This is a genomic window from Pseudomonas sp., assembly GCF_036404235.1.
In the GTDB taxonomy this organism is placed as follows: Bacteria; Pseudomonadota; Gammaproteobacteria; order Pseudomonadales; family Pseudomonadaceae; genus Aquipseudomonas.
Map to the genome: position 1 here is coordinate 1 of NZ_DASWOT010000216.1, position 11,600 is coordinate 11,600.

The 11,600-nt window shown below is 56.2% G+C and carries 20 protein-coding genes; all 20 read right to left on the reverse strand.

Features of this window, described 5'->3' with window-relative positions; all coding sequences use genetic code 11:
* The coding region (locus VGC62_RS27395) for a hypothetical protein (protein ID WP_331190207.1) at positions 1–582 on the reverse strand (582 nt) is incomplete at its 3' end.
* A gap of 84 nt (positions 583–666) precedes the next feature.
* Entirely contained in the window at positions 667–873 is a 207-nt protein-coding gene (locus VGC62_RS27400; protein WP_331190208.1) for a phage tail assembly protein T, read from the reverse strand.
* Between the two features lie 2 nt (positions 874–875).
* Positions 876–1,301, reverse strand: coding sequence for a phage tail assembly chaperone family protein, TAC (locus VGC62_RS27405; protein ID WP_331190209.1), 426 nt, complete (start codon positions 1,299–1,301; stop codon positions 876–878).
* Positions 1,302–1,310: 9 nt separating this feature from the next.
* On the reverse strand, positions 1,311–1,811 hold the full coding sequence (locus VGC62_RS27410) for a phage tail tube protein (RefSeq protein WP_331190210.1): 501 nt from the start codon (positions 1,809–1,811) through the stop codon (positions 1,311–1,313).
* Between the two features lie 63 nt (positions 1,812–1,874).
* The gene (gp17, locus tag VGC62_RS27415) at positions 1,875–2,270 is read right to left on the reverse strand and encodes a tail completion protein gp17 (protein ID WP_331190211.1); all 396 of its coding nucleotides are present in this window, start codon (positions 2,268–2,270) and stop codon (positions 1,875–1,877) included.
* Positions 2,270–2,803: an HK97-gp10 family putative phage morphogenesis protein gene (locus tag VGC62_RS27420; RefSeq protein ID WP_331190212.1), complete on the reverse strand. Its 534-nt coding sequence runs from the start codon at positions 2,801–2,803 to the stop codon at positions 2,270–2,272. Before VGC62_RS27420 ends, gp17 begins: the two co-directional genes overlap by 1 nt.
* Positions 2,796–3,134, reverse strand: a complete 339-nt coding sequence (locus VGC62_RS27425) for a phage head closure protein (RefSeq protein ID WP_331190213.1) — start codon at positions 3,132–3,134, stop codon at positions 2,796–2,798. The genes VGC62_RS27420 and VGC62_RS27425 overlap by 8 nt, the downstream gene beginning before the upstream one ends.
* Positions 3,134–3,475 carry a head-tail connector protein gene (locus tag VGC62_RS27430; protein ID WP_331190214.1) on the reverse strand — a complete coding sequence of 114 codons (342 nt, stop codon included), beginning with the start codon at positions 3,473–3,475 and terminating at the stop codon, positions 3,134–3,136. The genes VGC62_RS27425 and VGC62_RS27430 overlap by 1 nt, the downstream gene beginning before the upstream one ends.
* 1 nt (position 3,476) lies before the next feature.
* Positions 3,477–3,722 carry a hypothetical protein gene (locus VGC62_RS27435; RefSeq protein WP_331190215.1) on the reverse strand — a complete coding sequence of 82 codons (246 nt, stop codon included), beginning with the start codon at positions 3,720–3,722 and terminating at the stop codon, positions 3,477–3,479.
* Positions 3,723–3,777: 55 nt separating this feature from the next.
* On the reverse strand, positions 3,778–4,971 hold the full coding sequence (locus VGC62_RS27440) for a phage major capsid protein (RefSeq protein WP_331190216.1): 1,194 nt from the start codon (positions 4,969–4,971) through the stop codon (positions 3,778–3,780).
* A 69-nt stretch (positions 4,972–5,040) separates the two neighbouring features.
* Positions 5,041–5,904 (reverse strand): head maturation protease, ClpP-related, encoded by an 864-nt coding sequence (locus VGC62_RS27445; protein ID WP_331190217.1) that lies wholly within the window; start codon positions 5,902–5,904, stop codon positions 5,041–5,043.
* Between the two features lie 2 nt (positions 5,905–5,906).
* Positions 5,907–7,208 (reverse strand): phage portal protein, encoded by a 1,302-nt coding sequence (locus tag VGC62_RS27450; protein WP_331190218.1) that lies wholly within the window; start codon positions 7,206–7,208, stop codon positions 5,907–5,909.
* Positions 7,201–7,365, reverse strand: coding sequence for a hypothetical protein (locus tag VGC62_RS27455; protein WP_331190219.1), 165 nt, complete (start codon positions 7,363–7,365; stop codon positions 7,201–7,203). The genes VGC62_RS27450 and VGC62_RS27455 overlap by 8 nt, the downstream gene beginning before the upstream one ends.
* A complete protein-coding gene (locus VGC62_RS27460; RefSeq protein ID WP_331190220.1) occupies positions 7,362–9,089 on the reverse strand; it encodes a terminase large subunit in 1,728 nt (575 codons plus the stop codon). The genes VGC62_RS27455 and VGC62_RS27460 overlap by 4 nt, the downstream gene beginning before the upstream one ends.
* Entirely contained in the window at positions 9,089–9,577 is a 489-nt protein-coding gene (locus VGC62_RS27465; protein WP_331190221.1) for a phage terminase small subunit P27 family, read from the reverse strand. The genes VGC62_RS27460 and VGC62_RS27465 overlap by 1 nt, the downstream gene beginning before the upstream one ends.
* Positions 9,578–9,738: 161 nt before the next feature.
* On the reverse strand, positions 9,739–10,239 hold the full coding sequence (locus tag VGC62_RS27470; RefSeq protein WP_331190222.1) for an HNH endonuclease: 501 nt from the start codon (positions 10,237–10,239) through the stop codon (positions 9,739–9,741).
* 16 nt (positions 10,240–10,255) lie between these two features.
* The gene (locus tag VGC62_RS27475) at positions 10,256–10,651 is read right to left on the reverse strand and encodes an HNH endonuclease signature motif containing protein (RefSeq protein WP_331190223.1); all 396 of its coding nucleotides are present in this window, start codon (positions 10,649–10,651) and stop codon (positions 10,256–10,258) included.
* Positions 10,642–10,821: a hypothetical protein gene (locus tag VGC62_RS27480; protein ID WP_331190224.1), complete on the reverse strand. Its 180-nt coding sequence runs from the start codon at positions 10,819–10,821 to the stop codon at positions 10,642–10,644. Before VGC62_RS27480 ends, VGC62_RS27475 begins: the two co-directional genes overlap by 10 nt.
* A 60-nt stretch (positions 10,822–10,881) precedes the next feature.
* Positions 10,882–11,172, reverse strand: coding sequence for a hypothetical protein (locus VGC62_RS27485; RefSeq protein ID WP_331190225.1), 291 nt, complete (start codon positions 11,170–11,172; stop codon positions 10,882–10,884).
* Positions 11,173–11,381: 209 nt separating this feature from the next.
* Positions 11,382–11,600: phage holin family protein (locus VGC62_RS27490; RefSeq protein ID WP_331190226.1), on the reverse strand; the 219-nt coding region annotated here is incomplete at its 5' end.

Here is an 11,600-nt window from a genome sequence, read left to right on the forward strand (position 1 = left end):
AGACAAAGAAATATCCAAATCCGCTATAAGTTTAACAAATAAAACCCCGCGTGACTCTTTTGTGATAGCTGGACTTACCAAGTACACTCTATCGATATCTACCACGCCGACTACAGCCTTTACGCCAAATGAGTTCTGCCCTACATACTCACCCTTGCTATACGTTGTCTCTGGCAGACTCAATGACAAGTAACGCTTATCGTACTCTATCATCGATTGCCCTTTCGCTCTAAACCCCCACTCTTGAGCGTCTTCAATTCTCGCCTCATAACTAATCTTTCCAGTATCTTTATCAAACTTAATCTGATAATTATCCACCTTTGAAATTACGGCTGAATTTCCTAGCTTCGACATTCTCTCGCTGAAAGCTGAGTTAGTCTCTAGATCACCTTGAGCTCCGCCAAGCTCGTTGATCTTTTTTATAAGTTTTTCGGGCGAGCCATACACCGTAAAGCTCCCACCAACAGCATAAGGCTTAAGATTGACAAAAGCCTCTTCAGGACCTGCTCTATAGCTACTATTTTTAACGGGGGTACAGCCAAAGATTAAAATAAGAAAAGCGGCGCTCAAAAGAAATTTCATCCATACATCCTCAAGTCCAAACAAGCACGGCGCCGCCAGAGCTGGCAGCTGTTGCCGACTATATCAGATGATAGAATCAAAACTTTAAGCCCACGACTCCATAGCTTGCTCCAGCGTGACAGGCCGTTCGGCATCGTGCTGCATGAAGTCGTAAATCTTGTAGCCGCCATCCTTGCTGTGACTGTTGGCATAGAGCGTGGCGAGCATTGCCGTGCCACGCTCTATGCGCATACCCCAGTTGAGCGATCCTCGCTTGGCGCGATACTTCTGCCACTGACGAAACTCAGACATGCTCAGCCTTTCTTGGGCTTCCGCAATCGTGGTGCCAAAGGTGATGGCGAGTTCGTGCCAGAGCTCGTCGGTGTCGGTGAGCTCGTCGTCTTTCCCAGGTTGTTGACCTCCGCGATAACCATCATCAGCGCCACCGTAAGGCTGCCATCCAAGGCACCACGCTCCGGATCGGCATCACCTGTGATGTCATCCACCGTAAACACGGGGCGACCAGACTCATCACAAATACTTGCGGCAATCCGACCAGCATAACTGTCAACCTTACCTGTCGCAGACAGCACGTCATTAACCGCAGTGCGATAGCCCAGAGGGCGAACGAAAACCGTGGCAGTCAACTCGTTACCGCCTTGAAGCCACTTTATTTCCCGCTCGACTGGGCGGCCGGTAAAGGCGCCCATCTCTTTCAAGCCACTGATACTGAGCTGCATGGTTGATCCTTAAGGAGTGGTGATCTTGCGAATCCAGGCAGAACCGCCCGAGCGCTGAATGGTGGCAGCCGTGGTGACGACAGTGTTGGCCGCGAAGTCGAACGGGAAGTCACTGACGTAGCCGTCGAACAGGAACCAAGTGCGAGTTGTGGGCAGTTCGAAGTCATCGCCCTCAGCGTTTAAGGTCGGCACAATGCCTTTGCCGTCAGACCAGCCCACAGCCCAGTGAATGCCTTCGATCTCGTCATTTTCGGACAATTGATACAGCCGCACGTGGGATGTATTACGAGGATCAGCATTGAGCGTAAGCGACGCCTGTCCAGGTGTGCGCAGGCCGCGCATGTAGCTACGTACTGTCTCGCTCAGGCATGTGGTTTCAATCTGGTCAGCGGGGTTGCCGCCAGGACTGAAAGCGGTCGCGCACTCAATTTCGAGAACTTCGAAAATGGCGGCATTGGCCACAGTTGGAACAAGGGCAAACACCTGCGTGCCCTGGGCAAGAATCGACATAGTGTTCTCCAAATGTCGGGCAAAAAAATACCCGCACATGGCGGGCCTGGGTTTTCGGTTGGTCTAACGGGGAACGAGCCAGTCGATGTCGAAGCTCGAGCGGTAAAGCTTTGTTTCTACGTCCCTGGTCTCCCCGCCCCAGCGTGTCACGTAGGCGGAAAACTCGATTGCGTGGCTAATGGCGGTGGCCACTTCGCGGGCGATAGCGCCGGTCTTCGCGTAAACGTCGACCTGCAAGGTGTAGCCATCCATATCCGGCCGACCTGATAGGTAGTTTTCGGGCGAGCCGGTCACCAACTGCCATACGGCATACGGCTTGGTCACACTTTCAGGAGCCTCGCCGAACGGGTACAGCTTGAGATGTGGCCCGCCCACGGACAAAGGGGCTAACTCCCACCAAAGGGCAGCGCGAACACTGGTGTCAGCAGCGCACACAGCAAAGATCGGCGCGATTGCCATCAGTTGCTCCCTGCTGCTTTAGTCGCACGTTTGATCGCCCGGTCAATGGCCTTCTCATATTCAGAAATGAACACCGCCGTAGCCTCCGATATGCTGTCGGCCAATGCCGGGCGCATGAAGGGCCGGGCGGCGACCTTTGATGTCCCGAACTCCACGAAACGCCAATAGAATGTGTCGCCCCCAGGATTTCCAGCATCACCACCAACGGCATAAGTACCGCGTCGACCGCCCTTCCTTGTATGAATGTTGTTGTACTCTTTCGCGCCACCAAGCACGCCGACTCTGAATCCAAGATTTCCTGTACTTCGAAACAGCTTGCTGCTCCAGCGAATGGTGATGTTCTTACTGATATCTTCAACAGTCCCTGAATCGTCGACCCTCTTTGCACCCTCCTTGACCTTCGCACTGATGACTGCCGCAGCCTTGCGCAGAGCAGATCGACCGCCCTTCCGCTTCAGGTCATAGCTCACGGATTCCAGTTTGCTGATCAACGAACCCAGTCCATCAAGCTTGAACTCAACGGTGTCAGCCATCGTTCACCCCTTGAGCCAATAGGATCGTCAAATACTCCAGGCCGGAATCAGGGTCAGGCAATGCCGGACCCTGCATGTTGTAAACGTCGCCGCGATACAGAATGCGCATGGTGGGCAACACCCCGGACCGGTATCGAATCACCACGCGGGTGGTTGCTTCGGATTGGCTGGCCTGCGCCGCAACAAGATCGCGAGTACTGAGTGGTTGAACTGAAGCCGGCACCTTGTCCCAGACGGTCGTCCAGCCCGGCAGCATTTCTCCTGTTTCGGGGTCTTGCACAAGGCCAGGCGACTGGAATGTAATGCGGTGGCGCAGTTTCCCGGCGCGCATCAGACACCCCATCCAATTCGGTATGGCGTCAACAGAGCGCGCGACCCCATTGGGAGTTCGCTCAGGGTCGTACCGGCAGCGACATCTTCTCGGTTGCTATACAGGCTGCCCAGAATCAGCAAGCAGGCGGCGCGTATAGACGGCGCAATCAAAATTGGATCTCGACCAGCAGAGCCATCTAGCACCGCAGCAGCAAGAAGATCTTCATCGGCATAAAAACGCCGATTCAAATATTGTGATGCGCTGTCCTCGGCGGCGGAAAGCAGAAGCTCGATGAGCGCACGATCCTCTTCTTCCGCATACAGATGCCGCATTGCTTCGTCAGTCGGGATCGCGTTCATTTCAATTCGCCGGTTTTTTGTCTGTGGCCATGCCGGCAGCAATCAACGAGACGGCATCGTGCTTGGGAGATTTGTAGCCTTCGCCACCCGCGCGGCGCACAACCTGACCGTCGAGGTAGCTGCGCACGGGATAGATCGTGATCTCGGCGTCACCCCCTACATCCTGACTAATCGTCGCGGCGGTGTTAGAGGGATCAGCTTGGGAGGTGTCAGCCTTGGAATCTGTATTTGCGTTTACGCGTGCCATTTCATATCCCCTGAATCGGTGAGGCCGCCCGAAGACGGCGCTCTGTTGGAAAGGCTTAGACGGCGGTCAGGTCGCCAGTAACGAATGCTTCCGGACGGTAAACAGCAAACGCCAGGCGCTCTTCGGCACGGATGGACACCATGTTGTTTTCGAAGTCCTTGTCGTTCTCAGTCGAGATCAGCACCTCGATACCCATGCGGTCATAGATCTGCGCAGCCAGGCTGAAAGCGCCTACCAGGAACTGGTCCTGCACGATGGCCTGGGTTTCAACCACAGGCAGATTCCACAAACGTGGCGTGGTGCCGTCCTGCGGTTTGCCGATGATGTAGCGACCTTCGCCATCCTTGAGCAGCTCAATCGCAGCCCAATCGATGGGGTTGAGCACGATGCCGGTCGATGGGAACTCGGCGAGCATGGCTTGGAGCAGCGCCAGGCGGATACGGTCGATACGCTGTTCTGCCTCGACGACAATGCCGGCCGGAGCAGCGTACGCCTGTGCCTGAGGGATGATCCCCTTCACGTTGTTGCCGGTACCGTTGCCGTACAGAAGCTGAGCTTCTTCGGCCAGCAAGAGACCATAACGCGCCCGAGCATCGATGTAGCTTTGCAATGCGGCGGCATCGTCGAGGATCTGACGGCTACCCTTGAACAGGTGAGCAATGGTGCGTACGTTCGCGTTTTCAAGCGCGAATGTCAGTTCGCTATAAGGCTTGGCCAAGCCTTCACCCACAGTAGCGGCGTTGTTGGTGAAGCCGGTTTCACGAACATACTCAACGGAGCTGCTGCCAGTAGTACCGGGTGCGACCAGGTCGCGGATGGTGAGGCGACGCTGGGGCGCCAGGATCACACCAACACGATCTGGAGCGACCAATGCACCACCCGACGTAGGCGCCGAGGTGATGGCGGCGCGCGGGACTTCAACGCGGCGAGATCCACGGAAGGAACTGGTGACACCTTCCTCGGCCATCTTGATCGCGACCAGGTCACCAGCGGATTGCTGAACGCTCGGATCATGCGGCTTGCTGGCATTGACCAGCTTCTGCTCTGCCTCCTGCATGCGCGCCTGTAGTTCGCCCTGTTTCATCAACAGTTCGTCAACTTTGCTGCGGGTTTCAGCCTGCATTTCACCGGTGGCCTTAATCTCCTTCTCGGTGCGCTCTGCATAGGTCTTGATCTGGTCGCCGACGACTTTGAGGTCGGCCTGGGTTTGCTTCTGGGAAGCTTCGATGTGCGAAAGATCTTGAGGCATGGTTTTGTCCTTTCAGAAATGAAAAAACCGCCACGCGGGCGGTTAGTAGTCGGTTGCGGTATCAGTCGTTTAGCGGACCGGAAGGAGATTCCGAAGGGCTGACGCCTGCTGTGCGGTTTCTTCAAACGCGGATACATCAAGGGCAGCGCTAGGCATACCCGGCACGACAGCGCGAAGCGTGTCGCCGCCGGCAGCGCTAGGCGTGCCGGTCTTGATTTCGGAAATTAATTTGCGGCGCTCACTGCGGGTCATTCCGGACTTCGCAAGCGCGGCATCCAGTTTTCGAGCTGAGTGCGCTTGGGCGTTTGCATCGTTCGGCGCCTCTTCGACCTCGGAGGCAAGAATCAGTCCGGTCGCAAACCCCTTCTCGACCGCGTTCGAGCCATTCATGTAGGTCTCAGCGTCGAGCATCTTCTCAATGGCTTTTTCGTCCTGGCCGCTGGTGTCAGCGTAAAGGCTGATCATCGCGCGATCGAACTCTTCCATCGTGTCGGCCAGTTCGCGAATCGCATGGCGGTTGCCCGCGAAGTACGTCCAGCAGTTATGGATCATCAGGAATGCTGTTTTGGCAACCTCACGCTTGGCACCTGCCATCGCGATCACCGAGGCGGCAGAGGCCGCCAGGCCTAGCACCTTGATGGTGACTTCCTGCGAATGCTCAAGAAGGCGATTGTAGATCGCGATCCCCTCGAACATATCGCCGCCAGGTGAATTGATGTAGACCGTAACGGGCTTGTCGCCAATGGAGCGAAGCGCTGCGTCAACACGCTTGAGCGTGACGCCTTCGCCATACCAGTCTTCACCGATAATCCCGTACATGGTGATCGTATCGGTACCGGCCTCCAGCGCAGCGCGAAGGTCTGGATTCCATAAGTCGAGCGCACGCGGGCTCAGCTCACAGTTGAAGCTGCGAGCATTAATATTCAATGGCATGGTTACTCCTGAGCCTGGCCGAGCCAGTTTTTCAAAGCGGTCTGAGCGGCCTGCCCGTCGGTTGACTGACCGAGCTGATCGATTGGCGCCAAGTTGGTTTGTACGGTCAGTACTGCGGCGTTGCCACCGTGGCGCGGGAGGTTTTCTTTCGCTCGGCACTCATCACGCGTCATGATCCCGTTTTGGGTCATCTGGCTATACCAGGCCGCTCGACCGGCGCTATCCGCCTTGAGAAATGCCTCCAGAGAGAATTCGGCGTAGTAGGATCGACGGTCAACCGCAGTGAGCAGGCGCTTGTTCACGCACTGCTGAATTTGGCTGGTGACCGAACTGATGCAAAAGGTCAGGAAAGCAATCATCTGCTGTTCTAGCCCTGTACCCCAGTTGCTGCCTGCGTCAGTTTTCCCCACCATCCACGGTGGCACGCCGAACCATCGACAGATCTCCTCAATGCTATGCCCTCGGGATTCCAAGAGCTGCGCATCTACTGGGTTGATGCCGATCGTCTCCGCCTTGACGCCCTGCTCAAGCACTGGCGACTTGCCGGAGTTCATGGCGCCAGAAACGGTTTTTACGTACTCCCTGAACTCTTCACGCTGATCAGGCTTGAGGATGCGATCAACACTGAAAGCAACGGTGGGAAGAAGGCCGTTCTTGAATGTGCCATTCGCGGCATCATCGGCAGACATTGCGGCACCGAAGACGTCAGCACCAAATCGGATTGCAGACATTCCCACCCGCCCGTCAATGCTGAACGCGGGGATGTGCAACATATCACCTCGAGCTATCTGTCTACGCGGCCCCTTCTTGGGTCGATACCAATACTCCAGGCGCCCGTCGTCGTCGACATCCAGATCGACCCGCGAGGGCATCAGGAAGTCCAGCGCGATAACTCGCCCGGCAGACCGATGAATCTCACAGTAAGCGTTACCCCACAGCAACATTGACGCCACCACAGCCTGCCAAAATTGAAAGGCCGTCATGTCTTCATTGGGGCTGCTGTGGATCACGTCGTACAGCGAAAAGTCGCGTGCATCTTCTCGGTCGCCATCAGCTTTGCGCCGGTATATCCCCAGGGGCAAACCCGCGACGGATGTGGAAATGATGCGCACGCACGCCCAGACAGTTGAAAGCCGCATTACGTTATCGATGTTGACGGTTTTCCCTGAGCTGGATTGCCCCCCCAGGAAAGCCGCCCAGAACCCACCGTCACTGAGACGAATTGTTTTGCCGGTCCATTCTCCGAGTGACTTCATGGGCTTCGCCGCAGCCCTTCCCAGGACTAGCGAAAGAGATTTATTCACCAGTCAGCCCTTTTTGAATGAAACCCGAAATCAGAAACATCGATACTGAGGCGGCGAGCAAGGCCCAGCCCATCCCGAAAAGCGTAAACACCCCGCAAATGAGTAAGCCAAAGCCCGCTAGAGCCGTGAGAATGAAAAATATCAATGGCACGCTCATGCGATTATCGGATTCCGGATTGAGTCCATGAAAGATTCGGTGGTGTTTTGGGCGGCATCGGCAAGTACCCGCCCTATCGCCATAATCAACGCCACCGCCCCGTCTATTTTGTTGTCTTCGCCCTGCTTGATCGGCCTGACCACGTCATCGTTCCCGGGCAGGTTCTTCCCGATCACGTTGCCGATACACCAGGTCATGATTGGATTGCCGTCATGATGGAACCGCCCCGCCTCAATAGCGGCTTCCAGTTCCTTCATCGGGTCAGACATGTTTGTGTAATTCTGGGTAATCGTTATCGGGTTAAAGCCTTCGTCATCAAGGTCATGACTCAGCCCTGTAGCACCATGCGGGTCAATCGGACATTCGCGTACGGGCGACTTGTGATTAGCGTCCTTTGTATCTTCCAAAATTTCGCGGTAGTCGATCTCGGCACCGTCGGTCACATCCAGATGTCCGGAATTGATCCAGGCCTGAAAGCGCTCTGACATGCGCTTGTTGTCGCTATTGAATGCGGTGTCTTCGGGCACCCAAAACTTCGGGCCTACGCTGTAATAGTGAATTTTCCCGTCGATGATTCGCCAGAAGAGGCGCGATCTGGAGTTCATATCCAGCTTGCGCGCCAAGTCGAATCCCGCGATCCATTCCTGCCCCTCGAACTGCTCCAGCGTTAGGGTGGTGTCTTCGCAAGCGCGCCAGCTTTCCATGTTGTAAAAGCCGGACTTCGCGCTCACCCATAAGTTGAGATGCTTTGTTTTGAAAGTGTTGGTGAAGCGCGCCGAGCGAATTGCCCTTGCTTGCTGACTTTCCAGATACTCCTGGAACACCGAAACGCCATGGTTGGGATTCGCCTTGGCCAACATCTTCGGATCGGTCCAGTCGTCACCCTCATCAAGTGTCCAGATCCAACCGAACAGCTCCTCATCTGGAACCGTGCCCTCCAGCATCTCGATAACCTGACGACGCTTGTCGTAGCACGGCCCTTCAATGTCCGCGCCCGCCGTGGTGATGATGAACATCAACGGCTGACGGCGAGCCCCCATACCGGTGAGCATGGTGTCGTATTGCGCTGACGTCGGGTGTTCATGATATTCATCGACAATGGCGCAACTTGGCGAGGCGCCGTCACCTGGGTTGCCGATCAGAGGTTCAAAACGACTGAAGTCGGATGGGATGTTCATGTTCGAGGCATTGACCTCAATCCCTGCTGCCTCAACCAGCATCGGTGATTTCGAGACCATTAGCTTCTCCGGGCGGAAAACCTCCCACGCTTGTTTCTCGGTGGTCGCACCGGAATAGACCTCGGCACCAAACTCCCCATCGGCCACAAACATGCTGATGCCGACACCACCAGCCACCACAGACTTGCCGTTCTTGCGCGGCACCTCCCAATAGCTCTCGCGGAAACGGCGGTGACCGCCCTTCTTCTTGACCCAGCCAAAGGTGACTGACAGACCAAACAGCTGCCAAGGCTCAAGGCTGATCAGTTGTCGCTTGAACGCCCACTCACCCTTGGTGTGCGGCAGCAGTTGAATCAATTTGAGCTTTTTCTCGGCCTTGGCCGGGTCGAACTTGAAACGAAACCCGCGTTTGCGGCTGGCAGCCATGTCATCAAAGTGACGCTGTACGGCCTGGTGGATATAGCGACAGGCCGGAATCTTCCCGCGAAGCAATGACCTCCCCCACGCCATCGCCTTGTCGACGTTGGGGTGGGCGGATTTGGTCATCAGGAACTCAGTAGTTTGGCGAACTCATTGGTTGAGGATTGCCTGTTTCCTCCTATCAGTCGGGTTCGGCTGGATGGATCAAGGCCGAGCAGTGAACCGAAGGTAACCATTTGCCGCATGGCTTCGTTCGCAGCCGTCAGCGCGGGGTTTTTCATTGGGCTGCCCATAGCGGACGTCACCACGATCCCGAAGTCCTGAACCGACTGCTCGGCCATTCTCCATTTGCTGTAGGAGGTGCAGAAAGCCTCGACGTTATGCAGATCAGTGAGTGCAATGACGTGTTCGCGCAATAATTCGGGAACCACCATCCTCCACATGGTGGCAGCGAGGTCGCTCATCCATTCGGGCGGATCGATGTTCTTTGTGACCTCGGAAAACTTAGGCTCGGACGTATTGAGCGCCCGTTTTCCGGGGTTTCCAGCCAGTATTTTCTTGGCCGTTGGCTTGGGTTTGCGACCACGGCCGGCGACCGTGGCGGTGCCTCCCATCGCGCAACTCCTGAATTTTTAATTTCGCGGGCGTAAGAAAACAGTTGAGGGCGCGGTCTAGAAGCTAAAAGGCCCCAAGTTTGGACCCACCCCCGCCAACCTTAATGAGAGCGACTATCATTTACGTTATTTTTGGTCAAATTCGCGAGAATCCGCACCAATCACAGGTTCAGGCAGCTCCATGCTGAGCCTCTAACCAGCTTCGGGATGTACGAACGATGTACATCGAACTCCTTTGCAAGGTTCACGCTTAGCTCGCCAGCCCGACGACGCCGCACAATGTCGGCGACCTGTTTATCTGTCAGTCGCCTATGACGAGAGCTCAGGCCGGGACCGAGCGTGCCATGCGCGACTGCATCCTGAGCGTTCTGAACTCTGGTGCCCCAGGCCAAGTTGCCCTTCCTGTTGTCCGTCGACACGCCGTTGAGATGACGCGCCTCTTGGTCTTCGCTCACCGGATGGCCGCTGTGGGCTATCAACACAAGGCGGTGGACCTCGAAGCGATGCCGCTGCCTTCTTCCGCCCGACATGACGCTGAGCGTCACCATCTCGTAACCACAGTTGAGTCGAGCCTTGATGTAGCGCTTCATGCCGGATCGAACAGACACAATCCGCCCGTCCTCCGTGGCGTAATAGCCGTCGAGGTGCGGGATGATCTTCATTCTGTCTGCGCTCTGATTAAATGTTTGTTGTGGACTTCGTGTTGCCCCAACCACCATCTTCGGTTGCTGTCTTGCGGCTGTGGCACGGATGGCACAGGCCTTGCCAGTTGGCCCTGACCCAGAACGCATCCTTGTCGCCACCGTGAGGCACGATGTGATCGAGATCAGTGGCAACAACTACCAAGCCTTGACGCTCGCACTCGGCACACAACGGATGCTTGGCCAGGTACGACTTACGGGCCTGCTGCCACTTGTAGCTGTAGCCGCGCTGGCTGCTCGTCTCGCGCTGCTTCTCTCGCTGCTTGACCTCGTACTGCTTGCCTACATCGGCGTGAGCTTCGCAGTAACGAGGGTTGCGGGTCAGGACATTGCAGCCCTGAGCATTGCAGGGCTTCTGCGGCCTCAAAGGCATGGAGAGCCATCCATGTACGTGCGAGGTTGGGCATCAGGATCTTCCGGCTCTTCCTCTGCCATTGCCTGTATCAGCAGGTCTGCCCTGTCCACCATCGCCTGTGTCGCTTCGGCGTTGGCTTCCAGCGCTATCGCTATCCTTTCCAGCAAAGAGTTCAAGTGCTCGCTCATATCCAATCCTCGCCCATTTCGCCATACGTTCTCGCCGTGCCTTGCATCCAGAGCAGGCCATTAGTCAGCAGCCACCGCTGCATACACTCGGCTTTCATCCTGCAATGCAGTGATGTCGACCTCGCGAATATCTGCTACGGCGGTAATGGTTGGGATCACTTGCGGATGGACCTCGATGAGAGCGGTCCATACGCCGTTTGCTTCAGCAGACAGGTTGATTGAAATCACGCCACTGAGTTCGCTGCCGTCGCTCAGCAACACGCGCGTACCCTGAGTTAGGTGACAGCCTGATCCGTCCTTGGTTGGCGCGGGGATGATCGTCGCGATCTTCAATTGCTTGGAGTCTGTCATTGCAGTCTCACTCTATTGTGCAGGTCGGCCATATACAGCGAGCCACAGCCAGCGCGCCCGCGTGGTCGTGGCCTTCCTGCATGATCATTGGGAATGGGGGATAACCAGGTGCGAAGACAGTCCATGATTTCTTCATGTTGTCCTCCGTGCGCGCCACAAAACGGACGCATCTGAAAACGTGGCGCGTGACGGTCAAGCGTGACGCGGCCTTAATCCATCCGCAGGATGCGTGCGACATTCCCTCGGGCGCGATATACCAACACCGACAGAACGATCAGCACCATCAGCAGGAACGGGGACACGGTAGGCACCGGCTTGGCGAACATCACTGACATGGTAATCAGCAGCGACTCGCAGCCAGTTCCGACAGCCAGTAGGTAAGCAAGCCATGAAACGCCAGCACGGTAGCGGGCACCATCACGGCGATA